This is a genomic window from Delftia sp. SD018 (assembly GCF_017355445.1).
Classification (GTDB): Bacteria; Pseudomonadota; Gammaproteobacteria; order Burkholderiales; family Burkholderiaceae_C; genus Comamonas; species Comamonas acidovorans.
Genome location: NZ_JADDRN010000002.1, coordinates 1 through 25,002, shown reverse-complemented (window position 1 = coordinate 25,002; position 25,002 = coordinate 1). Strand labels below are relative to the sequence as shown.

At 67.4% G+C, this 25,002-nt stretch carries 22 protein-coding genes; 17 read left to right on the top strand and 5 right to left on the bottom strand.

Annotation, left to right across the window (positions count from 1 at the left end; all coding sequences use genetic code 11):
- The first annotated feature begins 49 nt into the window (after positions 1-49).
- The 3 genes from INR38_RS03160 to sigJ all read left to right on the top strand — a co-directional run bounded on the left by INR38_RS03160 (position 50) and on the right by sigJ (position 2,166).
- Positions 50-574 carry a GNAT family N-acetyltransferase gene (locus tag INR38_RS03160; RefSeq protein WP_013804779.1) on the top strand — a complete coding sequence of 175 codons (525 nt, stop codon included), beginning with the start codon at positions 50-52 and terminating at the stop codon, positions 572-574.
- A 79-nt stretch (positions 575-653) separates the two neighbouring features.
- On the top strand, positions 654-1,154 hold the full coding sequence (locus INR38_RS03155) for an NUDIX hydrolase (RefSeq protein WP_034397443.1): 501 nt from the start codon (positions 654-656) through the stop codon (positions 1,152-1,154).
- Positions 1,155-1,224: 70 nt separating this feature from the next.
- Positions 1,225-2,166 carry an RNA polymerase sigma factor SigJ gene (sigJ, locus tag INR38_RS03150; RefSeq protein ID WP_207442556.1) on the top strand — a complete coding sequence of 314 codons (942 nt, stop codon included), beginning with the start codon at positions 1,225-1,227 and terminating at the stop codon, positions 2,164-2,166.
- Between the two features lie 8 nt (positions 2,167-2,174).
- On the opposite strand, the gene INR38_RS03145 is transcribed toward sigJ, so the two are convergent.
- The 3 genes from INR38_RS03145 to fur form a co-directional block, all read right to left on the bottom strand.
- Entirely contained in the window at positions 2,175-3,389 is a 1,215-nt protein-coding gene (locus tag INR38_RS03145) for a DUF1501 domain-containing protein (RefSeq protein WP_207442555.1), read from the bottom strand.
- 18 nt (positions 3,390-3,407) lie between these two features.
- On the bottom strand, positions 3,408-4,985 hold the full coding sequence (locus tag INR38_RS03140) for a DUF1800 domain-containing protein (RefSeq protein WP_207442554.1): 1,578 nt from the start codon (positions 4,983-4,985) through the stop codon (positions 3,408-3,410).
- A 142-nt stretch (positions 4,986-5,127) separates the two neighbouring features.
- Positions 5,128-5,553, bottom strand: coding sequence for a ferric iron uptake transcriptional regulator (fur, locus tag INR38_RS03135; protein WP_013804774.1), 426 nt, complete (start codon positions 5,551-5,553; stop codon positions 5,128-5,130).
- 156 nt (positions 5,554-5,709) lie between these two features.
- On the opposite strand from fur, the gene INR38_RS03130 reads away from it, so the two are divergent.
- The 4 genes from INR38_RS03130 (at position 5,710) to INR38_RS03115 (ending at position 8,522) form a co-directional block, all read left to right on the top strand.
- Entirely contained in the window at positions 5,710-6,258 is a 549-nt protein-coding gene (locus INR38_RS03130) for an outer membrane protein assembly factor BamE (protein ID WP_065345015.1), read from the top strand.
- A gap of 124 nt (positions 6,259-6,382) precedes the next feature.
- Positions 6,383-7,219 (top strand): 4-hydroxy-tetrahydrodipicolinate reductase, encoded by an 837-nt coding sequence (gene dapB, locus INR38_RS03125; RefSeq protein WP_063328566.1) that lies wholly within the window; start codon positions 6,383-6,385, stop codon positions 7,217-7,219.
- Between the two features lie 64 nt (positions 7,220-7,283).
- Positions 7,284-8,018 (top strand): MotA/TolQ/ExbB proton channel family protein, encoded by a 735-nt coding sequence (locus INR38_RS03120; protein ID WP_207442553.1) that lies wholly within the window; start codon positions 7,284-7,286, stop codon positions 8,016-8,018.
- Positions 8,019-8,042: 24 nt separating this feature from the next.
- Complete coding sequence (locus tag INR38_RS03115) at positions 8,043-8,522, top strand: biopolymer transporter ExbD (RefSeq protein ID WP_012207802.1); 480 nt, start codon at positions 8,043-8,045, stop codon at positions 8,520-8,522.
- 27 nt (positions 8,523-8,549) lie between these two features.
- On the opposite strand, the gene INR38_RS03110 is transcribed toward INR38_RS03115, so the two are convergent.
- Complete coding sequence (locus INR38_RS03110; protein WP_043783749.1) at positions 8,550-9,764, bottom strand: mechanosensitive ion channel domain-containing protein; 1,215 nt, start codon at positions 9,762-9,764, stop codon at positions 8,550-8,552.
- A gap of 362 nt (positions 9,765-10,126) precedes the next feature.
- Here INR38_RS03110 and leuS point away from each other — a divergent pair, with 362 nt between their 5' ends.
- The 3 genes from leuS to holA are packed head-to-tail and all read left to right on the top strand — an operon-like array spanning position 10,127 to position 14,471.
- Entirely contained in the window at positions 10,127-12,862 is a 2,736-nt protein-coding gene (gene leuS / locus INR38_RS03105; RefSeq protein ID WP_207442552.1) for a leucine--tRNA ligase, read from the top strand.
- Between the two features lie 44 nt (positions 12,863-12,906).
- Entirely contained in the window at positions 12,907-13,413 is a 507-nt protein-coding gene (gene lptE, locus INR38_RS03100; protein ID WP_012207799.1) for an LPS assembly lipoprotein LptE, read from the top strand.
- Positions 13,414-13,418: 5 nt separating this feature from the next.
- Positions 13,419-14,471 carry a DNA polymerase III subunit delta gene (holA, locus tag INR38_RS03095; RefSeq protein ID WP_088166372.1) on the top strand — a complete coding sequence of 351 codons (1,053 nt, stop codon included), beginning with the start codon at positions 13,419-13,421 and terminating at the stop codon, positions 14,469-14,471.
- Between the two features lie 10 nt (positions 14,472-14,481).
- Here holA and INR38_RS03090 read toward each other — a convergent pair whose 3' ends face one another.
- The gene (locus tag INR38_RS03090; protein ID WP_013804767.1) at positions 14,482-14,784 is read right to left on the bottom strand and encodes a hypothetical protein; all 303 of its coding nucleotides are present in this window, start codon (positions 14,782-14,784) and stop codon (positions 14,482-14,484) included.
- A gap of 189 nt (positions 14,785-14,973) precedes the next feature.
- Between INR38_RS03090 and INR38_RS03085 the strand changes: the two genes are divergently transcribed.
- The 7 genes from INR38_RS03085 (at position 14,974) to gshB (ending at position 24,884) form a co-directional block, all read left to right on the top strand.
- Complete coding sequence (locus INR38_RS03085; RefSeq protein WP_207442551.1) at positions 14,974-16,254, top strand: glutamate-5-semialdehyde dehydrogenase; 1,281 nt, start codon at positions 14,974-14,976, stop codon at positions 16,252-16,254.
- A gap of 89 nt (positions 16,255-16,343) precedes the next feature.
- Entirely contained in the window at positions 16,344-17,801 is a 1,458-nt protein-coding gene (gene trkA, locus INR38_RS03080; RefSeq protein WP_012207796.1) for a Trk system potassium transporter TrkA, read from the top strand.
- Between the two features lie 10 nt (positions 17,802-17,811).
- Complete coding sequence (locus tag INR38_RS03075; protein ID WP_013804766.1) at positions 17,812-19,278, top strand: potassium transporter TrkG; 1,467 nt, start codon at positions 17,812-17,814, stop codon at positions 19,276-19,278.
- An 81-nt stretch (positions 19,279-19,359) separates the two neighbouring features.
- Positions 19,360-20,655: a glutamate--cysteine ligase gene (gene gshA / locus INR38_RS03070; protein WP_012207794.1), complete on the top strand. Its 1,296-nt coding sequence runs from the start codon at positions 19,360-19,362 to the stop codon at positions 20,653-20,655.
- A gap of 97 nt (positions 20,656-20,752) precedes the next feature.
- Positions 20,753-22,621, top strand: a complete 1,869-nt coding sequence (locus tag INR38_RS03065; protein WP_207442550.1) for a potassium transporter Kup — start codon at positions 20,753-20,755, stop codon at positions 22,619-22,621.
- A 50-nt stretch (positions 22,622-22,671) separates the two neighbouring features.
- Positions 22,672-23,853: a benzoate/H(+) symporter BenE family transporter gene (locus INR38_RS03060; protein ID WP_192368496.1), complete on the top strand. Its 1,182-nt coding sequence runs from the start codon at positions 22,672-22,674 to the stop codon at positions 23,851-23,853.
- An 80-nt stretch (positions 23,854-23,933) separates the two neighbouring features.
- Positions 23,934-24,884 carry a glutathione synthase gene (gene gshB / locus INR38_RS03055; protein WP_012207791.1) on the top strand — a complete coding sequence of 317 codons (951 nt, stop codon included), beginning with the start codon at positions 23,934-23,936 and terminating at the stop codon, positions 24,882-24,884.
- The last annotated feature ends 118 nt before the right edge of the window (positions 24,885-25,002 follow it).

The following is a 25,002-nucleotide window of genomic DNA, read 5'->3' as shown; positions in this document are numbered from 1 at the left end:
CCATCGCTTACCCTGGCGGGCCTGCCATCGGCGCTCAAATGACCTGTCCATGTCTTCTCCCCCGCCCCTCGCTGGCCGCTTCCATGTCCGCGCACTGACCGCTGCCGACCTGTCCGATCTGCTGCACATCCAGCTGGCCTGCTATGGCGCGGACTATGCCGAGAGCGGCGAGGTCTTTGCGCGGCGCCTGGCCAGCGCGGCGAACTGCTCGCTGGCGCTGGAGCAGGGCGGCCGGGTGCGCGCCTACCTTGCGGCCTACCGCAGCCGGATGGCCAAGATCACCCCGCTGCACGGTGACTTCGAAGCCGTGGAGCAGGCCGACACCCTCTACCTGCACGACATGGCCGTGCACCCCGACGCTGCAGGCCAGGGCCTGGCGCGCGCGCTGCTGGCGCCGCTGTGGGACAGGGCGCGTGCCGAGGGCCTGCGCCACACGGCCCTGGTGTCGGTGCAGGGCTCGCGCGGCTACTGGGAGCGCCATGGCTATGCCGTGCAGGCGCTGGCGAACCCGCTGCAGCAGCAGCGCCTGGACAGCTATGGCGATGGTGCGCTGTACATGGTCCGGCCGCTGTAGGGCGCGGTGTCGCGTGGGTGGCCGGCAGGGCGTGTTGAGGGGGTTTTGGCCGGGGACGTGGCGGCCGCCTCTGGTCATAATGCGCGCCATGCCCGATCGCTGGAAACCCAATGTCACTGTGGCGGCCATCATTGAGCGCGATGGCCGTTTTCTGCTGGTGGAAGAAGACACGGCCGATGGCGTGCGCTACAACACGCCCGCAGGCCATCTCGACCCGGCCGAGTCGCCCATCGCCGCCTGCGTGCGCGAGGTCGATGAGGAAACCGCGCACGACTTCGTGCCCACGGCCCTGGTCGGCATTTACCTGAACCGCTTCGTGCGCACGCGCACGGGTTCGGACATCACCTATCTGCGCTTTGCGTTCACGGGCGAGCTGGGCGGGTTCCGGCCCGGCCAGCCGCTGGATGACGGCATCCTGCGCACGGTCTGGATGACGCTGGACGAACTCAAGGCCTGCACCGCCCAGCACCGCAGCCCGCTGGTGATGCAAAGCATCGAGGACTACCTGGCCGGCCGCCGCTACCCGCTGGAGCTGATCCATACCGATCCCAGCGTGATGCAGGCTCCGCAGCCCCACTGAGTCACCAAGGCACCGAGCACCATGCCGGCCCTGTCTGTCACAAAACGCCACGCTCCCGCGTCTTGATGGCATGCAGACCTCCTCCGCCCCTGACGATCCCCTGGCGCTGTTCGAGCGCCACCGCCCGCGCCTGTTCGGCCTGGCCTACCGCATGCTGGGCCAGCGCGCCGATGCCGAAGACCTGGTCCAGGAAGCCTGGCTGCGCTGGCATGGCGCCGAGCGCGCCGGCATAGAGCAGCCCGAGGCCTGGCTGGTCTCCGTGACCACGCGTCTGGCCATAGACCGGCTGCGCCGCCTGCGCGCCGAGCGCGAGCACTACCAGGGCTTCTGGCTGCCCGAGCCCCTGGTCCAGCCCTGGGCCGAGGAGGCCGCGCCCTCGGCCGAAGACCTGCTGGAGCGGGCCCACGACGTGTCCACGGCCCTGATGTTCGTGCTGGAGCAGCTCACCCCCGACGAACGTGCGGCCTTCCTGCTGCGCGAGATCTTCGATGCCGACTATGCCGAGGTGGCCCAGGCCCTGGGCCGCAGCGAGGCCGCCTGCCGCCAGCTCGTGCACCGCGCCCGCAGCCATGTACAGGCCGGCCGCCCGCGCTTTGCGGCGCCGCCCGAGGTCCATGCCGCGCTGCTGCAGCGCTTTGCGCAGGCCGTGCAGGGGGGAAACTTCGCGCAGATCCAGGCGCTGTTCGCGCCCGATGCCGAGCTCATCAGCGACGGCGGCGGCAAGGTGCCCTCGTTCGGCCGCGTGCTGGAGACGGGCCGGCGCCTGGCCCTGCTGTACTTCGCCACCACGCGCCGCATGCGGCGCAACGGCCAGCAACAGAGCCTGCATCTGGCGCGCGTCAACGGCCTGCCGGGCCTGCTGCGCTGCATCGACGGCGAACTGGAGTCCGTGCAGACGCTGCTGGTCGAGGACGGCCTGATCCGCTGCATCTACACGCTGCGCAACCCCGACAAGCTGGCCGGCGTGGCCGTGCCGGCGCCATTGCCGTTCCCGGCAGGCCCTGCAGCGTAGTCAGAGGGTCAGATGAACTGAAGATCGCGGGGCGTGACGCCCTCGAACACGCGCTGCAGCTGGGCCGAACTCAATCCATACATGCGCTGGAACAGGCCGCCCAGCACGGCGCGGTACTCGTTGAGCACGGGATGGTCGCGGTTCTGGAACAGGTTTTTCTGGTTGACCTCGACCTGCTCGCCCACGATGCGCCCGCCCGCGCGCGAGGACAGCCCGCCGCCCAGCAGCCAGTAGGTCGTGCCGTGGCCGTGGTCCGTGCCCTTGTTGCCGTTCTCGCGGAAGGTGCGGCCGAACTCGCTGATCACCACCACCACCGTATGCCGCCAGGCCTCGGGGCCGATCTCCTGGGCAAAGCCGGCCAGGCCCCGGCCCAGCTCGTCCAGCCGCCCGGCCAGCGCGCCCGTGGCGCCGCCCTGGGCCACGTGCGTGTCCCAGCCGCCTACATCGACGAAGCCCAGGTCGAAGCGATCGCGCATCAGGGCCGCCATGCGCTGCGCCACCAGGGCAAAGCCGCGTGCGCTGATGGCATTGCGCCCGGCCTGGTCCATTTCCTCCTGCACGCTGCGCTGCACGGCATCACGCACCGCAAAGCCCTCCTGCACGGCCGGGCCCAGGGCAGTGCCCGCATACATGGCGGCAATGGCCTGGCTGCGGCGATCGTCCAGGCCGCCCTTGCCCACGGATGCCAGCGCCATGTTGGCGGCCGGCAGGCTGCCGCGCAGCAGCAGCGGAAGCTGGGGCGTGAAGGCCATGGGCGATACCGCCGTGCGGCCATCCTGTCCCAGCACCTGGGCCAGCCGGTTCAGAAAGCCCGACTGGTAGCTGCGGCGCCCGTCCAGGCCCTGGCCCAGCTCGATGGAGTCCTGCGTCTCGAAATGGCTGCGCGACAGGTCGTGCGTGCCCGCAAAGGGCACAAAGCAGGCCTGGCCTGCCTGGAACAGCGGGTGGATGCTGTCCTGCAGCACCGGGTGCAGGCCCCAGCGGTCGTCCAGCGCCAGGGCGCCCCGGGCCTCGCCGGGCCGGGCAATGGCGATGCTGGGGCGGGCCTCGTAGTAGAAGTCGCTGTGCGTGGGCACGAGCAGATTGCTGCTGTCATAGGCGCCACGCAGGAACACCAGCAGCAGGCGCGGCGTGGCTGGCTGGGGCGTGGCGGCCTGCAGCCGGCCCAGGTGGGCGGCAAAGGGCAGGGTGGAGGCCAGGGACAGAAAGTGGCGTCGCTGCATGGACAGTCTCCCCGGGGGTCAGCGGAACATCATTTCGGGGGCGGACAGGAAGTAGGTATTCCAGTCCGCCGGATTGCGGGCCTGTGCCAGTGCCGCCTGCGTGGCCTGGCTCCACTGCGGCAGGCGCTGGCGCACGCTGGCCAATTCCGACAGCGTGGGGTAGGGCGGCTTCTCCAGCCCGTCTGCGGGGTCGGCGCGGAACAGCACGGCGCTGCGCGTGGCGATCTGGCGCGCCACCTCGAAGCGCGCCGCCATCTGGCCCGAGCTGGCCCAGTCGGACTGCATCTGCGGATAGCCGTCCGGCGTCTCATGCGCATAGAGGTTCTGCCCCAGCCGGTTGACCCAGCCCAGCACCGGCGCCACGTCGGCCGCCACGCGCTGGTCCACCGACAGCCGCGTGGCGGCCAGCACGTAGTGCAGCGGATCGCGGAACTTGCGGCCGAAGCGGGCGGCCTCGGGATCGGCCAGCAGCGTGGCCACGGTGGCCGTGATATCGCCCCGGCTGCGCGTGAAGGCCTGGGCCGTGCGCTGCACCAGGGCGGGCGGCGGATCGTCGGCAATGAAGAACACCGCCAGCTTGCGCGCGATGAACTGCGCCGTGGCCGGCGAGGCGACGATGCGGTCCAGCGCCTCCTGGACCTCGGCCATGCCGCGTGCGTGCAGGGGCTGGCCCAGGAAGGTCTTGGGGCCGTAGTCGTGCCGGTTGGGGTTGAACTCGAAAAAGCCCGAGCGCAGGTAGTCGCCCTGGCGCTCGGGGCGCATGCGCGGCGGCGGCGTGCCGGCCGGCTGCAGGCTGATGCCCACGCCGGTCAGGATGCGCGCCATCTCCTGCACATCGGCCTGGGTGTAGCCGCTGCCCACGCCCATGGTGTGCAGCTCCAGCAGTTCGCGCGCGTAGTTCTCGTTGATGCGGCCTGCCGCATTGCTGGCGTTGTCCAGGTAGCGCAGCATGGCCGGGTGGCGCAGCGAGGCCTCCAGCAGGCTGCGGAAGCTGCCCAGCGCATGCGGGCGTATGGCCTGCTCCTCGTAGTCGCCCACCCAGGCGCGGATATCGGCCTTGCGCAGGCTGACGCTGAAATGGTTCATCCAGAACCAGGTCATCTGCTCCTGCAGCTGCGCCGGCGAGTACAGCGCACGGATCACGAAGCGCTTCTGGGCATCGTTGCCCAACTGGTTCAGCGTGCGCTGGTAGGTCTGCTGCAGCGCGGCCTTTTCATCGGCCGATGCCGCCTCCTGCACGGCCTTGCGCTGGGTCTCCAGTTCCAGCAGCACCTCGTTCATGGGGCGCTGGCTGATGCCCAGCTGGTCAATCCGCTGCTGCGCCTGCGGCGGCAGCGGCCGGGGGCCGGGCTGCAACTGCCGGGCCAGCCAGGCCTTGAGGCCCAGGCGCTGCAGCTGTGCATCCTCGCTGTCGGTGGCGCCCCAGGTCACGCGGTCCAGCCATTGCTGGCGCTGCGCGGCGGTGAGGGGCGCATCGGGCAGGGCATGGAGTGCAGGCGTTGCGGAGGAGGGCGGCGCCTGCAGGGGCGCGCAGCCCGTGGCCAGGGTGATGGCGCAGAACGTGAGAGCGATGGCGAACGGCGATGTGCGGCGCATGGTGTCTCGGTGGGTAGGGGCATCCATTGGACGCCAGCATCCTCCGCCCATGTGCTTCGCCCTGTAAAGCGCCGGTAGCAAAAAGTAAAAGGCAAAAAAAAGCGGAGTGCTTCACACTCCGCTTTTTCTGAGGGACCCGGCCTTATTTGCTGGGCCGGCTCGCGCATTCCGCGCACTGTCCGTAGAGGGCCATCGAATGGTCCTGGATCACCCAACCCTTGGCCTTGGCGATCAGGTTCTGGCGCTTTTCGATATCGGGATCGTAGAACTCCTCGACCTTGCCGCAGCTGGTGCACACGAAGTGGTCGTGGTGCTGGCCTTCATTGAGTTCGTAGACGGCCTTGCCGCTCTCGAAATTGCTGCGGATGAGGATGCCGGCCTGCTCGAACTGCGTGAGCACGCGGTAGACCGTGGCCAGGCCGATGTCCGAGCGTTCGTCCAGCAGCACGCGGAACACGTCTTCGGCCGTCATGTGGCGTTGCGCACCCGTCTGGAAGATCTCCAGAATCTTCAGGCGGGGAAGCGTGGCCTTCAGGCCGGTACTCTTGAGTTCGTCGATGTTCTTCATGTCTGGGTCTTTGGCAGAGACTGCCCGCTGGACTGCCACCATGGCAGGCGCGGGGCGGCGAACAAAATGGCCCTGGTGCCAGGGGCGTCGCATGATCGCAAGCCCTAGGGACCAGCCGCTACAATGATCCACGATCATATCCCTATGCTGATACCAATGCATGTTCAAGCCCGTTGCCGCACGAGTGCGGCCCTGATGCTGTCGATCGGGGTGGCGCTGGCAGGCTGCAGCAGCCTCGATGGCGCCGCGCACCGAGTCGCCAATGTCGTCACTCCCTACAAGGTCGAGGTCGTCCAAGGCAACTTCGTCTCCCGTGAACAGGTCGAGGCCCTGCAGCCCGGCATGAGCCGCCAGCAGGTGCGCGACATTCTCGGCACGCCGCTGGTCACCAGCGTATTCCACGCCGACCGCTGGGAATATGTGTTCACCATCAAGCGCCCCGGCGTCGATTCTCAGGTGCGCAAGCTGACCGTCTTCTTCAACGGCGACCTGTTTGCCCGCTCCGAAGGCGACGAGATGCCCACCGAGGCCGAATTCGTCGCCAGCCTGGGCTCCAAGAAGAAGCTGGGCAAGATTCCGCAGCTGGAAGCCAGCGAGGAGCAGCTGTCCAAGTTCCCGGCCGCCAAGCCTGTGGAAGAGCCCGTGGCCGCCGAGCCGCCGCCTGCAGCGGCCAGCTACCCGCCACTGGAATCCGGCGCCCGTTGATATCGCCGCCCGCGCGCCGCAAGGCATGCGGGCGTTTTTCCGTGGATGAAGGCCGCCGCAGTGCCTGTCTGGCGCCGCTTTTGCCTGCTGTCCATGCATTGAGCTTGTGCATCCCTTTCCCGACATGAACGCCACGACTGCCACTTCCTCCAGCAACAACCAGCGCCTGCGTGTGGCCGTGGCCGGCGCCTCCGGCCGCATGGGCCGCATGCTGATCGAGGCCATCGCGCAAAGCGATGACCTTGCGCTGGCCGCCGCGCTGGACCGCGCCGACAGCCCTTCGCTGGGCACCGACCCCTCGGCCTTCCTGGGCCAGCCCAGCGGCATCGCCATCGAAAGCGATGTGCGTGCCGCGCTGTCCAAGGCCGATTGCCTGATCGACTTCACGCGCCCCGAAGGCACGATGGACCACCTGGCCATCTGCGCCGAGCTGGGCGTCAAGCTGGTCATCGGCACCACGGGCTTCAGCGACGAGCAAAAGGCCCGCATCGCCGAGTACGCCCAGCGCACGGCCGTGGTGCTGTCGCCCAACATGAGCGTGGGCGTGAACGTGACCTTCAAGCTGCTGGAGATGGCGGCCAAGGCGCTGTCCAGCGGCTATGACATCGAAATCGTCGAGGCCCACCACCGCCACAAGGTCGATGCCCCCTCGGGCACGGCCCTCAAGATGGGCGAGGTCATCGCCGAAGCCCAGGGCACGAAGCTGGCCGACCGCGCCGTCTACGAGCGCTTCGGCCACACTGGCGCGCGCGAGGACAACACCATCGGCTTTGCCACCGTGCGCGGCGGCGACATCATCGGCGACCACACGGTGCTGTTCGCGGGCACGGGCGAGCGCATCGAGATCTCGCACAAGTCCAGCAGCCGTGCCGGCTATGCGCAGGGCAGCCTGCGGGCGGCGCGCTTCCTGGCAGGCAAGGCAACGGGCCAGTACGACATGAACGATGTCCTGGGTCTGTGATGGCACAGACCCAGGGCCGTAGCGCCGCGTACCTCTCTTTGGTCATACGGGCGAGATAAAGACCATGACCGGCCCACTCTGGCTCTGGTGGCAGCAAGGCGACGCCGTGGCGCGCGGCACGGCGCTGCTGCTGCTGGCGCTGTCGGTGGCCAGCTGGGTGGTCATCGTTTGGAAGATCTGGTTCATGGCCGCCAGCCGCCGCCGCGTTCCACAGGCCATTGCGGCCTTCTGGAGTGCGCCGGACCTGGCCACGGGCCAGGCCCGCATGGCCGAGGGCGATCGCCAGCAACTGGTGGTGCCCATGGCCGGGGCCGTGTCCCAGGCCCTCGCGCCCACGGGTGGCAGCGGCATGGCGCTCTCGGGGCGCGCAGCGCGCTCCGTGCGCCTCACGCGCGGCCTGCGCCAGGCGTTGCAGTCGGCCAGCCACCAGCTTCAATGGGGCCAGACCCTGCTAGCCACCGTGGGCGCCACGGCGCCCTTCGTCGGCCTGCTGGGCACCGTCTGGGGCATTCACCACGCGCTGGCCACATTGGCCGGCAGCGGACAGATCGGCATCGAGCAACTGGCCGGCCCTGTGGGCGAGGCCCTGGTGATGACGGCAGCCGGCCTGGCCGTCGCCCTGCCGGCCGTGCTGGCCTATAACCTGCTGGGCCGCGCCGCCGCCCAGATGGAAGCCCTGCTCGAAGGCTTTGCCCATGACCTGCAGGCCATGTTCGCCCTGGAGCAGCCCGGGCAGGCGCAGCAGGATGACGGCATGCCCGTCGCCGGCCTGCCGGCCGGCCCCATGGAAGCGCCCTGACCGGGCGGCCAGGCAGGAGCGCACATGGCCTTCGGACGACTGAGCGGCAAGGAGAGCGCCCCCCAGCCCATGCACGCCATCAATGTCACCCCGCTGGTGGACGTGATGCTGGTGCTGGTGGTCATCTTCATTCTTGCGGCACCCATGCTGGCCGCCTCCCTGCGCGTGCAATTGCCCCAGGCCCAGGGCACCCAGCCCATGGCGGCGGCGGGCGAGGACGATGCGCTGCTGCTGGAGGTCGATGCGCAGGGCGCGCTCTGGGTGCAGGGCCAGCCCACCACGCCCGAGGCGTTGCGCGAGCGCCTGGCCCGGCTTGGCGCCCGCAATCCCCAGGCCGAGCTGCAATTGCGTGCCGACCAGGCCGTGCCCTATGGCCGCGTGGCCGAGCTCATGGGCTGGGCCCACGCGGCGGGCCTGACGCGCATGGGCTTCGTGGCGGAGCCTGCGCGAAGCCAGGAGGGCCGGTCCGCCGCCGTCCTGGGCCCCTCCGGCGCCGGGCGCTGAAGCGCCGCCGGGCCTGCGCCCGCGAACCTATTCCTGTCCTTCGGGCCAGCGCTCGCTGCCCGCCAGCCGCAGATGCTGGCCATGGTCCGAGGAACGCTGGTACAGGCTGAGCCCGAACAGGGGCAGCATGCCGATCAGGTGGTCGAAGATCGCGCCCTGTATGGCCTCGTACTCCACCCAGACCGTGGTGCTGGTGTAGCAAAACAGCTCCAGCGGCACGCCCATGGGCGAAGGCTCCATGGTGCGCACCAGCAAAAACATGTTCGGCGTCTTGTGGATGTGCGGATGGCGCAGCAGGTAGGCGTATGCATAGGCCTTGAAAACGGCCAGATTGCTGAGTTGCTGCGCGGCCATCTCGCTGCCTGCAGGCGCGTCGGCCATGCGCAGGTCGCCGCTGCGGGTCCAATGGTCCTTCAGGGGCTCCAGCAGCGCCAGTTTCTGCCGCTGCTCGGGCGTCAGCAGGCGGATGGTGTGGGCGTCTATGTGCAGCGAGCGGCGGATGCGGCGCCCGCCCGACTCGAACATGCCGCGCCAGTTCTTGTAGCTGTCGCTCATCAGCCGCCAGGTGGGAATGGTGGTGATGGTCTTGTCCCAGTTCTGCACCTTCACCGTGTGCAGCGCGATGTCGATCACGAAGCCATCGGCGCCGACCTGGGGCATCTCTATCCAGTCGCCCACGCGCAGCATGTCGTTGGAGCCCAGCTGCACGCCGGCCACGAAGGACATGATGGTGTCCTTGAAGATCAGCATCAGCACGGCCGAGGCCGCGCCCAGGCCCGACAACAGCAACAGCGGCGAGCGGTCCACCAGGGTGGCGACGATGAGCACGATGGCGATCAGGAACACCAGCAGCTTGCCCAGCTGCACATAGCTCTTGATCGAATGGGCCTGCGTGGCCTTGCGCTCTTCCTTGAGCTCGTGCGCCTCGTTCATGGCGTTGAGCAGGGCGCTGATCACGCGGGCCACGTGGTAGATGGTGCAGGCGATGGCCAGGTTCAGGATCAGCGTGGCCCACTGCGGCTGCAGCTGCGGTATGGCCTGCACGCCCGACTGCATGACCAGCGAAGGCACGGCCTTGGCCAGCCGCTGCAGCACGCTGTCGTGCAGCAGCACCTGTGCCCATTCCATCTCCACCAGCGTGCTGCGCATGCGCGGAAGCACGCGCAGCAGCAGCCATTGCACGACAAACCCCGCCGAGCGGGCCAGCAGCACCAGCGCGCACAGCGCGGCCAGGGCCTGCATGACGGGATCCCAGCCGGAAATCAAAGACCAGTTCAGCAAGAAAAACTCCAGGGCGTTGCAGTGCCGGCCTGCCTGCGGCCGGCACCATGAGGCCGCGCGCGGTGGCGGCATGCCCGGGAGATGCGCATCGGTTCCTGCGCAAGCCCGGGCTGGCGATGGAGGAACGCCTGCGGCATGGCGCCGCAGAGTTGGCAAGCATACGCAGTGCGGCTTTTCCCCGTGCCACAGGCGGGCAAGCGGCCGCCGATGACGCAGTACCGCCTGCGGGCTTGTGGGCGGCTTCGGGCACGGCCGGGCCGGGGGCCTAAAATCGCCGGTTGATTCCGGCAATCCACCTTGTCAGGCCCCTGGGCCGCAGCACCATGCAAGAGAAATACAACCACATCGACGTTGAGCGCGCAGCGCAAGACCACTGGTCCGCCCGCGACGCTTACCGCGTGACCGAAGACCAGGCCAAGCCCAAGTTCTACGCCTGCTCCATGCTGCCCTACCCCAGCGGCAAGCTGCACATGGGCCATGTGCGCAACTACACCATCAACGACATGCTGACGCGCCAGCTGCGCATGAAGGGCTACAACGTCCTCATGCCCATGGGCTGGGACGCCTTCGGCCTGCCGGCCGAGAACGCTGCGCTCAAGAACAAGGTGCCGCCCGCGCAGTGGACCTACGACAACATCGCCTACATGAAAAAGCAGATGCAGGCGATGGGGCTGGCCATCGACTGGAGCCGCGAGATCGCCACCTGCGACCCCGACTACTACAAGTGGAACCAGTGGCTGTTCCTGAAGATGCTGGAAAAGGGCATTGCCTACCGCAAGACCCAGGTCGTGAACTGGGACCCGGTGGACCAGACCGTGCTGGCCAACGAGCAGGTCATCGACGGCCGCGGCTGGCGCACGGGCGCGCCGGTCGAAAAGCGCGAAATCCCCGGCTACTACCTGAAGATCACCGACTACGCCCAGGAGCTGCTGGACCATGTCCAGGTGGGCGGCGACAAGGCCACGCTGACCGGCTGGCCTGAAAAAGTCCGCCTGATGCAGGAAAACTGGATCGGCAAGAGCTCCGGCGTGCGCTTTGCGTTCACCCACGACATCCGTGGCGCCGACGGCCAGCCCATCCAGGACGGCCGCCTGTACGTGTTCACCACGCGTGCCGACACCATCATGGGCGTGACGTTCTGCGCCGTGGCGCCCGAGCATCCGCTGGCCCTGCACGCCGCCGCCACGAGCCCCAAGCTGGCCGCCTTCATCGAAGAGTGCAAGAAGGGCGGCACCACCGAGGCCGAACTCGCGGTCAAGGAAAAGGAAGGCCTGCCCACGGGCCTGTTCGTCACGCATCCGCTGACGGGCGCCCAGGTCGAGGTCTGGGTCGGCAACTACGTGCTCATGAGCTACGGCGACGGCGCCGTCATGGGCGTGCCCGCGCATGACGAGCGCGACTTCGCCTTTGCGAAGAAGTACGGCATCGCCATCCGCCAGGTCATCGCGGTCGAAGGCGAGACCTTCAGCACCGAGGCATGGGCCGACTCGTACGGCGACAAGCAGCGCGCTGTCTGCATCGAATCCGGCGAACTCGACGGCCTGCCCCATGTGGCGGCCGTGGACAAGGTGGCCGAACTGCTCGCCGCCAAGGGCCTTGGCGAGAAGAAAACCACCTGGCGCCTGCGCGACTGGGGCGTGAGCCGCCAGCGCTACTGGGGCACGCCGATTCCCATCATCCACTGCGAGGACTGCGGCGCCCAGCCCGTGCCCGCCAAGGACCTGCCCGTGGTCCTGCCCCAGGACCTGGTGCCCGATGGCTCGGGCAACCCCCTGATCAAGAGCGAAGCCTTCCACGCCGGCGTGGCCTGCCCCTGCTGCGGCAAGAGCGCGCGCCGCGAGACCGACACCATGGACACCTTCGTGGACTCGTCCTGGTACTTCATGCGCTATTGCGACGCCAGGAACAGCGAGCAGATGGTGGCGGAAGGTGCCGAGTACTGGATGCGGGACCAGAATGCCGCCACCGGCGGCAGCGGCATGGACCAGTACATCGGCGGCATCGAGCACGCCATCCTGCACCTGCTGTACGCGCGCTTCTGGACCAAGGTCATGCGTGACCTGGGCCTGGTCAAGGTCGATGAGCCCTTCACCAAGCTGCTGACCCAGGGCATGGTGCTCAACCACATCTACAGCCGCCGCACGGCCAAGGGTGCCAAGGAGTACTTCTGGCCCAAGGATGTCGAGCATGTGTTCGACGAGACCGGCAAGATCGTGGGCGCCAAGCTCAAGGCCGAGGTGGACAGCGCCGATGGCCTGCTGCCCGTGGGCACGGACATCGACTACGAGGGCGTGGGCACCATGTCCAAGTCCAAGAACAACGGCATCGATCCGCAGGAGCTGATCGAGAAGTACGGCGCCGACACCGCGCGCCTGTACACCATGTTCACCGCGCCGCCCGAGCTGACGCTGGAGTGGAACGATGCCGCCGTCGAAGGCAGCTACCGCTTCCTGCGCCGCGTCTACAACTTCGGCGCCAAGCTGTCGCAGATGGACATGGCCGGTGCCGTGCAGAGCGTGGCCGGCGCCAAGTCGCTGGACGACGTGGAGTTCGGCAAGGCCGCCAAGTCCCTGCGCCTGGAGATCCACACCGTGCTCAAGCAGGTGGAATACGACTACCAGCGCATGCAGTACAACACCGTGGTCTCGGGCGCCATGAAGATGATCAACGCGCTGGAGGACTTCAAGTCCTTCGACGACGCGGGCGCCCAGGTGGCGCTGATCGAAGGCTTCGGCATCCTGCTGCGCGTGCTCTACCCGGCCACGCCCCACCTGGCCCATGCGCTGTGGAGCGAGCTGGGCTACGCCGCCCACCTGGGCGACGTGCTGGATGCTCCCTGGCCCCAGGTCGATCCCCAGGCTCTGGTGCAGGACGAGATCTCTCTGGTGCTGCAGGTCAACGGCAAGCTGCGCGGGGCCATCCTGGTGTCCTCGACGGCCGACAAGGCCGAGATCGAACGCATTGCCCTGGCCAACGAGGAATGCCAGAAGTTCACCAACGGTGCCGTGCCCAAGAAGGTGATCGTGGTGCCTGGCCGCCTGGTCAACGTCGTGGTCTGACCCCCTGGGCGCCGGGCCTGCCCGGCGCCCGCAAGGAACCAAGCATGCAAAAACGTACCCTGCTCACCGCCCTGGCCCTGGCTCCGCTGCTGGGGGCCTGCGGCTTTCGCCTGCGGGGGGTGCCGACCTTCGTGTTCCGCTCGCTGTACATCCAGGCGGGCCGGGGCTCTCCGGTAGCGCGGGAGCTGTCGCGCAATCTGGCCAGTGCCAGCGACAAGCTGACCGTGCTGCGCGATCCGGCATCGCCCGACGATGCCGAAGCGATCTTCCAGATCGTCAGCGAGCGGCAGGAGCGGGTCATCGTCGGCATGAACGCGCTGGGCCAGGTGCGCGAGTTGCAGCTGCGCCTGCGCGTGCGCTTCAAGCTGCGCACGCCCAATGGCGACGAGCCGATTCCCGAGACCGAAATCCTGCAGCAGCGCGATGTGACGTACAACGAAACCAACGCGCTGTCCAAGGAAGCCGAAGAAGCCATGCTCTACAAGGACATGCGCACCGACATCGTGCAGCAGTTGCTGCGCCGTCTGGCCGCCGTCAAGAGCCTGACCTGAGTTCCATGCAGCTTGCCCTGAACCAGCTCGGCGGCCATCTGGCCAAGGGCCTGCGCTCGCTCTATGTGCTGCACGGCGACGAGCCGCTGCAGCAGCAGGAGGCGGCCGATGCCATCCGCGCCGCGGCGCGCGCGGCCGGTTATACCGAGCGCAGCAGCTATACCGTGGCCGGCGCGCATTTCGACTGGAGCGCCGTGCTGGCGGCCGGTGGCTCGCTGTCGCTGTTTGCCGACCGGCAGATCGTCGAGATCCGCATTCCCTCGGGCAAGCCCGGCAAGGACGGCGGCGCCGCGCTGCAGCAGATCGCCGAGTCCGCGCGGGGCAACGACAGCACGCTCACCCTGGTCCTGCTGCCGCGCCTGGACAAGGCCACCAAGACGGGGGCCTGGTTCAGCGCGCTGGAGGCCCAGGGCATGACGCTGCAGATCGATCCCATTGAGCGCGCCCAGTTGCCGGCCTGGATTGCCCAGCGGCTGGCGGCCCAGGGCCAGCGCGTCGCACCCGGCGAGGAAGGGCAGCGCACGCTGCAGTTCTTTGCCGACCGCGTCGAAGGCAACCTGCTGGCCGCGCACCAGGAAATCCAGAAGCTGGCGCTGTTGCATCCCGAGGGTGAACTGAGCCAGGCCCAGGTCGAGCAGGCCGTGCTCAATGTGGCGCGCTACGACGTTTTCAAGCTGTCGGAGGCCGTGCTGGGCGGGCAGCTGGCGCGCGTCTCGCGCATGCTCGATGGCCTGCAGGCCGAAGGCACGGCCGAGGTGCTGGTGCACTGGACCCTGGCCGAGGACATCCGCGCCATCTGCCGCGTGAGGGACGCCATGGCCGCAGGCCAGCCCCTGCCGATGGCGCTGCGCGCCCAGCGCATCTGGGGCGTCAAGGAACGCTTGTTCGAGCGCCTGCTGCCGCGCATCACCGACGCCCAGGCCGCGCGCCTGCTGCAATCGGCCCACGCGGTGGACGGCATCGTCAAGGGCCTGGCCTTCGAAGGCTGGCCGCGCGACGGCTGGCAGGCCCTGCGCCGCCTGGCCGTGGACCTGGCCCAGGCCGGCGCCAAGGGCTGACGTACCGTTCCTAGCGCGTCTTTTCCAGCTGCGCCTGGGCCTTGGTGGCCCAGGTCTCAAGGTTGTCCAGCAGGTCCTTCTGGCTGAAGGAGCAGCTTTCCTCGCTGAACAGCGCGCTGGACTCCAGTCGGTCCAGCAGATTGAGCAGCACTTCGCCGTAGCGCGGCGGCAGGGCCTGCAGCAACTCCGATGAGGCCCTGGCCTGCTGTCCGAGCACGGCGGCCGACAGCTGCTGCTGTGCCAGTTGGGCGAAGCCGGCATGCAGCTGGGCGAGCTGCTGGGCGGCGAGAAGAGTGTCGTGGCTGGTGGACATGGCGGGAAAACCTCTGCGTACTGGGCAGCAGTGTAGGGTGGCCGCGACATCCTGCCGGCCGCCGCGACGCGGGGTTTGCCCTCTGGCGGCCTTGCGCAGACGCATCCCGGCCGCATCGCAGCCGCATGTCGGCGCGGGGCATGCCCGGTCCCGGTGCGCAAATGGGCGCAACTCGGCGAGAATCTCGGAATGAACGCGCTCAATATCGTCGAATACACCCACAACCTGGGCGTTCAGGCCAAAGTGGCCTCCGCCCAGATGGCCCGAGCCTCGGCTGCCGTCAAAAGCCGCGCCCTGCTGGCGCTGGCGCGCCTGCTGCGGGAGAACGTGGAGCCGTTGCAGACCGACAACGCCCGTGACCTCGACCGCGCCGTGGCCAACGGCCTGTCCGCTCCCATGGTGGACCGCCTGCGCCTGACGCCCAAGGTGCTTGAAACCTGTGCCCAGGGCTGCGAACAGCTGGCATCCATGGCCGACGTGATCGGCGAGATCATCGGCATGAAGCAAATGCCCAGCGGCATCCGCGTGGGCCAGATGCGCGTGCCGATCGGCGTGTTCGGCATGATCTACGAGAGCCGCCCCAACGTGACCATCGAGGCGGCCAGCCTCAGCATCAAGAGCGGCAACGCCTGCATTTTGCGCGGCGGCTCGGAAGCCATCGACTCCAACAAGGCACTGGCCGCCCTCGTGGCCAGGGCGCTGGCCGAGGCCGGCCTGCCCGAGCAGGGCGTGCAGCTGGTGCAGACCACGGACCGCGAGGCCGTGGGCCAGCTCATCGCCATGCCCGACTACGTGGACGTCATCATCCCGCGCGGCGGCAAGGGCCTGATCGAGCGCATCAGCCGCGAGGCCAAGGTGCCCGTCATCAAGCACCTGGACGGCAATTGCCACACCTATGTCGATGATCCCTGCGACATCGCCATGGCCGTCAAGGTGGCCGACAACGCCAAGACCAACAAGTACAGCCCCTGCAACGCCAGCGAGAGCCTGCTGGTGGCGCGCGGCGTGGCCGCCGAGTTCCTGCCGCAGATCGGCGCCATCTACGCCGCCAAGGGGGTCGAGATGCGCGGTTGCCCCGAATCGCTGGCCATCCTGAAGTCCGTGGCCGGTGCCCAGCTGGCCGAGGCCACCGAGCAGGACTGGAGCGAGGAATACCTGGCGCCCATCATCAGCGTCAAGATCGTCGCGGGTGTGGACGAAGCCATCGCCCACATCAACCGCTACTCCAGCCACCACACGGATGCCATCCTCACGCGCGACCACATGCATGCCCAGCGCTTTCTGCGCGAGGTGGACTCGGCCAGCGTCATGGTCAATGCCAGCACGCGCTTTGCCGATGGCTTCGAGTACGGCCTGGGCGCGGAAATCGGCATCAGCACCGACAAGTTCCATGCGCGTGGTCCTGTGGGCATCGAAGGTCTCACCTCGCTCAAATACGTGGTGCTGGGTGAAGGCGAAGTCCGCACCTGACCGGACCGTGCTGCGCGCCGGCAGGCACCCGGCCGGGACGCCCCGCGCCGGGATGCCCCGCGCCGGCACCGCAGCACCGTAATGAACCCATGAAAATTATCATTCTTGGCGCCGGCCGTGTGGGCTACAGCGTGGCCGAAAGCCTGGTGTCCGAACGCAACGACATCACGGTGATCGACACCGATGCGCGTCGCCTGCGCGAGCTGGAGTCGCGGTTCGACCTGCGCGGCGTCGTGGGCAACGGTATCGATCCCCAGGTGCTGGCCGAGGCCGGAGCCAAGGACACGGACCTGCTGATCGCCTGCGCCGCGCTCGACGAAACCAACCTGGTGTGCTGCAAGCTGGCCCAGGTGCTGTTCGAGATTCCCACCCGCATCGCGCGCGTGCGCTCCTCGGGCTTTGGCGATGACGAGACGCTGCTGGGCAAGGAAGGCTTCGGCGTGGACCGCATCATCTGCCCCGAGGAATCGCTGACCAACTACATCAGCAAGCTCATCGAGTTCCCCGAAGCCATGCAGGTGCGCGCCTTCGCGGGCGGACGCGCCGCGCTGGCCTCGGTGCGTGCGCGCGACGGCGCCCCCGCCGTCGGCAAGCACATCGGCGAGCTGCGCGACTGCATGCCCGAGCTGGCCATGCGCATCGTGGCCATCTACCGGCGTTTCCTGGAGGAGCCCGACCGCTTCGTGCGCTGCGACGGCAACACCCGCATCGAGCCCGGCGACGAGGTCTTCATCCTGGCCGCGCGCGAGCATGTGGCCGAGGTGCTGCGCGCCATCCACCAGCCCGCGGGCCGGCCTTCGCGCCCCGTCTACCGCATCATGATCGCCGGTGGCGACCAGGTCAGCCTGCGCCTGGCGCTGCAGCTGTCGCGCGTGCCGGGCCGCTTTCACATCAAGATCATCGAGCCCGACGAGCAGCGCTGCCAGGACCTGGCCTCGCTGCTGCCGGCCGAGGTGCTGGTGCTGCACGGCGATGCCACCGACGAGGACCTGCTGGCCGATGAAAGCGTGGAGGACGTGGACCTGTTCCTGGCCCTCACCGACGACGACGAGAACAACATCATGGCCAGCCTGCTGGGCAAGCGCATGGGCGCGCGGCGCGTGCTCTCGCTGATCACGCGCCGCGCCTATGCCGACCTGATGCACGGCACGCAGATCGACATTGCGCTGTCGCCGGCCCAGGCCATGCTCGGCGAGCTGCTGGCCTATGTGCGCCGCGGCGACGTGCAGGCCGTGCACAGCCTTCGCCGGGGCGTGGCCGAGGCGCTGGAGATCGTGGCGCGCGGCGACCGCAAGAGCTCGCGCGTGGTCGGCCGCAAGGTCGAGGACCTGCGCGTGCCCGAGGATGCGCACATCGGCCTCATCGTGCGCGGCATTCCCGAAGGCGTGCCGGCCGACGAGATCGCGGCCGGTGCCGAGCCCGAGGTCATCATCCCGCGCGGCAACACCGTGATCGAGAGCGGCGACCACGTGGTCTTCTTCCTGCCCCACAAGCGGCTGGTGCGGGACGTGGAAAACCTGTTCCGCGTCAGCGCCACCTTCTTCTGAGCCCATACCCATGCGCGACCTGTTCCCCGTCCTGCGCGTGCTTGGCATGCTCATGGTCATGTTCGCGCTGTCCATGCTGCTGCCCTTTGCCGTGTCCTGGTTTGCCGACGACGGCATCTGGCGCATCTACCCCTGGGCCATCGGCATCACGGCGGCGGCGGGGCTGTCGCTGTGGGTAGGCCTGGACCATTTCCGGCGCGAGCTGCAGCCGCGCCACGGCGTCATCCTCGTCACCCTGGTCTGGGTGGTGCTGCCGCTGTGCGCCATGCTGCCCCTGGTGCTGGGCCTGGGCCATGTGGGCCTGAGCATCAGCTTCACCCACGCCTATTTCGAGGCCGTCTCGGGCCTGACGACGACGGGGGCCACCGTGCTCACGGGGCTGGATGCATTGCCCGTGTCCATCAACGTCTGGCGCACCTTCCTGCAATGGCTGGGCGGCATGGGCATCCTGATCCTGGCCGTGGCCATCCTGCCGCTGCTGGGCGTGGGCGGTGCCCAGCTGTTCCGCGCCGAGGCCGCCGGCCCCATCAAGGACACCAAGCTGACGCCGCGCATGACCGAGACCGCCAAGGGCCTGTGGGGCGTCTACGGCGTGTTCTCGCTGGCCTGTGCACTGGCCTTCTGGGCCGCGGGCATGGAGCCGCTGGATGCGCTGATGCACATGTTCGCCACGGTGAGCCTGGGCGGCCTGTCCTCGCACGACGCCAGCTTCGCCTACTTCGACTCGCCGCTGATCGAGCTGATCGCCCTGGTCTTCATGCTGCTGGCCAGCTGCAACTTCGCGCTGTACTTCGTGGCCATGCGCAAGGGCCGCTGGGACGGCTTCTGGCGAGACCCCGAAATGCGCGCCACGCTGGCCGTGCTGCTGGGCGGCGGGCTCATCGTCGCGCTGCTGCTGTGGGCCAAGGGCGTGTACGGGCCTGTCGAGGCGCTGCGCTACGGCATCTTCCACGTGGTCTCGGTGGCCACGACCACGGGCTTCACCACCGTCGACTACCTGAGCTGGCCCGTCTTCGCGCCCGTGCTCATGCTGCTGCTGTCGGGCGTGGCCACCAGCGCGGGCTCCACGGGTGGCGGCATCAAGATGGTGCGCATGCTCATCCTGCTCAAGCAGGCGCGGCGCGAGCTCACGCGGCTCGTGCACCCGCGCGCCATGCAGCCCGTGCGGCTGGGCAACGGCGTGGTGGACGACCGCATGATCTTCTCGGTGCTGGCCTTCATGCTGGTCTATGGCGCCACCGTGATCACGCTCAGCATGGTGCTGCTGCTCACCGACCTGGACCCGGTGACCGCCTTTTCCGCCGTGCTGGCCAGCGTGCACTGCATGGGGCCGGGCCTGGGCGCGCTGGGGCCGAGCTCCAACTATGCTGTGCTCACCGACTTCCAGACCTGGATCTGCACCCTGGCCATGCTGCTGGGGCGCCTGGAAATCCTCAGCTTCATGGCGCTGCTTTCCCCGGCTTTCTGGCGCCGATGATGCCGAAGAGACTAGGGAAAACACTTAGACCATGGTCCAATCTCTACAATTGCCCCCCACCGCCGTACCCAGAGGGTCTTTATGGTTCCACATCTCATCACGGCCCTGACAGGCCCGATCAACGAGCTTGAGCAGCGCATCCTCGACTCCATGCCGGCGATCGAGCGCTGGTTCCGGCTCGAATGGATGGAACACACGCCGCCTTTCTATTGCTCGGTGGACATCCGCAACGCCGGCTTCAAGCTCGCGCCCGTGGATACCAACCTGTTTCCTGGCGGCTGGAACAACCTGACCGACGAAATGCTGCCGCTGGCCGTGCAGGCGGCCATGGCGGCGATCGAGAAGATCTGCCCCGAAGCGCGCAACCTGCTCATCATTCCCGAGAACCACACGCGCAACACCCATTACCTGGCCAACGTGGTGCAGCTCAAGCGCATCTTCAACATGGCCGGTCTGAATGTGCGCATCGGCTCCATCAGCCCCGATGTGAAGAAGACCACCACCGTCACCCTGCCGCATGGTGACACGGTGACGCTGGAGCCGGTGATCCGCAGCAAGCGCCGCATCGGCCTCAAGGATTTCGATCCCTGCACCATCTTGCTCAACAACGACCTGTCCTCCGGCGTGCCGGGCATCGTCGAGGAGCTGTACGAGCAATACCTGCTGCCGCCCCTGCATGCAGGCTGGAGCGTGCGCCGCAAGAGCCGCCATTTCCAGAGCTACGAGGAAGTGGCCAAGCGCTTCGGCAAGCTGCTGGGCATCGATCCCTGGCTGATCAACCCGTTGTTCGGGCGCAGCGAAGGCATCGACTTCGCCAATGGCGTGGGCATGGAAGGCCTGGCCGAGCAGGTCGATGTGCTGCTGGCCAAGGTGCGCCGCAAGTACAAGGAATACGGCATCAAGGAAAAGCCGTTTGCCATCGTCAAGGCCGACAACGGCACCTATGGCATGGGCGTGATGACCGTGCGCGATGCCAAGGAACTGGCCGAGCTGCCGCGCAAGAGCCGCAACAAGATGGGCATGATCAAGGACGGCCAGACCGTGCACGACGTGATCATCCAGGAAGGCGTGCTCACCCAGGAGCGCATGAACAACGCCGTGGCCGAGCCCGTGGTCTACATGATGGACCGCTACGTGGTCGGCGGCTTCTACCGCATGCACCCCGAGCGCGATGTGGACGAAAACCTCAACGCGCCCGGTGCCGGCTTCGTGCCGCTGGCCTTCCAGCACAGCACCCAGCTGCCCCAGATCGGCGCCCGCCCGGGTGCCAGCATGCCCAATCGCTTCTACATGTACGGCGTGGTGGCCCGGGTCGCCATGCTGGCGGCCAGCTATGAGCTGGAGGCGACCAACCCCAACGCGGAAATCTACGACTGATCGGGGTGCTGTCCGATGCGCTCGTCATCAGGACAGCGGACAATGCCGGCATTTCAATTGACTGAAGCCATCTCCCCACGGGATGGCGCATAGACCTGTGCAGAAAACCAAATCTTCGTTGGCCGCGCTCACCCTGGGCGCCATCGGCGTGGTCTATGGCGATATCGGCACCAGCGTGCTGTATTCGGTCAAGGAGGTGTTCGGCTCCGGCCATGTGCCGTTCACCCAGGAGAACATCTACGGCGTCCTGTCGCTGCTGTTCTGGACGCTGACGGTCATCGTCTCGCTCAAATACGTAGTCCTGGTGCTGCGCGCCGACAACAACGGCGAAGGCGGCCTGGTCGCCATGCTGGCCCTGGCCTCGCAGACCGTCAAGGACAAGCCGCGCTTGCGCAGCGTGCTGCTGCTCATCGGCATCTTCGGCACCTCGCTCTTCTATGGCGACGGCGTGATCACACCGGCCATCTCCGTGCTTTCGGCCGTCGAGGGCCTGGAGGTGGTGTCCCCGCACTTCACCAAGGCGGTGATCCCGCTGACCCTGGTCATCCTGTTCCTGCTGTTCTGGTTCCAGAAGCACGGCACGGCAGGGATAGGGCGCTTTTTCGGCCCCATCACCCTGGTCTGGTTCGCCACCATCGCCGCGCTGGGCATACACCAGATCGCCGGCCATCCGGAAATCCTGGCGGCCATCAGCCCGCACTTCGCGGTGCGCTTCATCTGGGACAACCCCGGCACCAGCTTCATCATCCTGGGCGCCGTCGTGCTGTGCGTGACCGGGGCGGAAGCGCTCTACGCCGATCTGGGCCACTTCGGCAAGAAGCCCATTCGCCTGGCCTGGTTCTCCGTGGCCATGCCTGCCCTCACGCTCAATTACTTCGGCCAGGGTGCGCTGCTGCTGGCCAACCCGGCCGCCGTGAAGAATCCCTTCTACATGATGGCCCCGGCCTGGGCCCTGCTGCCCCTGGTGCTGATGGCCACCATGGCCACGGTCATCGCTTCGCAGGCCCTGATCACGGGCGCCTTCAGCGTCACGCGCCAGGTCATACAGCTGGGCTATCTGCCGCGCCTGGAAGTGCGCCACACCAGCGTGCGCGAGGCCGGCCAGATCTACATGCCCCTGGTCAACTGGAGCCTGTTCGTGGCCATCGCGCTGGCCGTGGTGCTGTTCCGCTCCAGCGGCAACCTGGCGGCCGCCTACGGCATTGCGGTGACGCTGGACATGCTGATCACCACCACGCTGACCTTCTTCGTGATCCGCTACCGCTGGAACTACCCGCTGACCCTGTGCATTGCCGCCACCGGCTTCTTCTTCCTGGTGGACCTGGCCTTCTTCTCGTCCAACCTGCTCAAGCTGTTCGATGGCGGCTGGTTCCCGCTGCTGATCGGCGGCACGGTGTTCTCGCTGATGATGACCTGGCGCAAGGGCCGCGAGCTGCTGCACCAAAAGCTGCAGGCCGATGCCATCGACCTCAAGAGCTTCCTCGAATCGGTCTGGCGCCATCCCCCGGCGCGGGTGCCGGGCACGGCCGTCTTCCTGTCCGGCGAGCCTGGCACCGTGCCCAATGCCCTGCTGCACAACCTCAAGCACAACAAGGTGCTGCACAGCCAGAACATCTTCGTCACGGTGCGCAACCACGAAATTCCCTGGGTGGGCCTGGACAAGCGTACCGAGATCGAGGCCCTGGGCAGCGACTGCTGGCAGGTCATCATCAACTACGGCTTCAAGAACGAACCCGATGTGCCGGCGGCGCTGTCTCTGCTGCGCCCCCGGGGCTGCCAGCTCGACGCCATGGAGACCAGCTACTTCCTGTCGCGCGATGTCATCATCCCGCGCATCAGCCACCGCATGGCGCCTTGGCGCGAAAAGCTGTTCGCCCAGATGCACCGCAACGCCAGCCGTGTCTCCGACTTCCTGCACCTGCCCAGCAACTCCGTGGTGGAGCTGGGCTCCAAGATCGAGCTGTAGGCGTCGCCCGCGCATCGCACGATCCGCGACTGTGGTGACAGAATCGCGCGATGCGCTTTCTCCGTGACTTGAGTCCCTCCGCCTTTGCGGCCGGCTTCGTGGCCGTGCTCGTGGGCTTCACCAGCTCGGTGGCCCTGGTCTTCCAGGCCGCCCAGGCCTTCCATGCCACACCCGAGCAGATCACCTCCTGGGTCTGGGCGCTGGGGCTGGGCATGGGCCTGTGCTCCCTGCTGCCCTCGCTGATACTGCGCATGCCCGTCATGGTCGCCTGGTCCACGCCAGGCGCTGCCGTGCTGGCCACGGCGGGGCTTGCCGGAGGCTTTTCCATGGGCGAGGCCGTCGGCGCCTTCATCATCAGCGCGGGGCTGATCATCCTGGTGGGTGTCACAGGCTGGTTCGAGCGCGTCATGAATCGCATCCCCATGGAAATCGCTGCCGCCCTCCTGGCGGGCGTACTGGCCAACTTCGGCATGCAGGCCTTTGCCGCCGCCAGGCACGCGCTGCCCCTGGTGCTGGTCATGCTGCTGACCTATCTGCTGTCGCGCCGCTTGGCACCGCGCTATGCGGTCATCGCCACGCTGGCGGTCTCCATCGCCTGGGTGGCGCTCACCGACCAGATGCAATGGTCTGCCGTGCATGCAGGCCTTGCCTGGCCGGTCTTCACCATGCCCGAGTTCTCCGTGCCCGCCCTTGTGAGCCTGGCTTTGCCCCTGTTCGTCGTCACCATGGCCTCGCAGAACCTGCCCGGCGTGGCCGTCATCCGCGCCACGGGCTACAACCTGCCCATCTCCCGCATCATCAGCATGACCGGCATCGCCACCCTGGTGCTTGCCCCCTTTGGCGGATATGCGCTCAACCTCAGCGCCATCACCGCCGCCATCTGCATGGGGCCGGAGGCCCATGAGGACAAATCACGCCGCTATACGGCAGCGGCCGTCTGCGGTCTCTTCTATATAGTCATCGGCATCTTCGGCGCCGTGGTCACAGGGCTGCTCACCGCCTTCCCCAGGGAACTGGTGGTCTGCATTGCGGGACTGGCCCTGCTGGGCTCCATCGGCAGCGGCCTGGCCACGGCCCTGCAGGGAGAGGAGCACCGGGAGGCGGCGCTGATCACCTTCCTGGTCACGCTCAGCGGCGTGGTGATAGCCGGAGTCGGCTCGGCGTTTTGGGGCGTGGTCGCAGGCAGCCTGGCGCTATTTGTGCAACATTACCGACGTGCACGGGCCAGCTGACATGCGGCCCAGGCCCGGGCACCCCCTTTTGCTTCCTATATATAGGCGAGGCACGGGCCGCCGCCTTCCGCACACAAGCCATGCAAATCCTCTTCGTTGCCGATCCGCTCGAATCGTTCCAGACCTACAAGGACACCACCTTCGCCATGATGAGGGAGGCACAGCGGCGCGGCCACTCCATCGTGGCCTGTGAACCCAGGCAGCTTTCCTGGCAGCGTGGCGGCAAGGTCGTCGCCCATGTGCGGCACATCCAGCTCACGGGGGATGCGCAGCAGTGGTTCGAGACAACCCAGGAGGGCCTGGCTGAACTGGCAGGCTTTGACGCCATCCTCATGCGCAAGGACCCGCCCTTCGATTCCGAATACTTCTATTCCACGCACCTGCTCGAACAGGCCGAGCGTGAAGGCGCCAAGGTCTTCAACAAGCCCAGGGCGCTGCGGGACCATCCGGAAAAGCTGGCCATCCTCGAATTCCCGCAATTCATCGGCCCCACCCTGGTCACCCGCAGTGCACAGGACATCCGTGCCTTCCACGAAGAGCACCAGGACATCATCCTCAAGCCGCTGGACGGCATGGGCGGCATGGGCATCTTCCGGGTCGGCGCCGATGGCCGCAACCTGGGCAGCATCATCGAAACCCTGAACCAGGGCGGTGCCAGCAGCGTCATGGTGCAGAAGTTCCTGCCTGAGATCACCCAGGGCGACAAGCGTGTGCTCGTCATCGGAGGCAAGCCGGTTCCCTACTGCCTGGCACGCATTCCCCAGGGCAACGAAGTGCGTGGCAACCTGGCAGCGGGCGGCAAGGGCGTGGCCCAGCCGCTGAGCGAGCACGACAAGGCCATGGCCGAAGAGATCGGTCCCATCCTCATGGAGCGTGGACTGCTGCTGGCGGGCGTCGATGTCATCGGGCAATGCATCACCGAGATCAATGTGACCAGCCCCACCTGCTTCCAGGAGATCTATGACCAGACCGGCTGCGACGTGGCCAGCCTCTTCGTCGATGCCCTGGAACAGGCTCTGGCGACGGCCTGAAAAAATCCTGGCGGATGACGCCAGTCATCCGCCAGGATTGGTGCTAGAATTGCGCCCCTGCACTCGATGACATGCAAATGTCTGAAAAGTGAAGCTTCCAGGGTTTTGCAAGAACGTC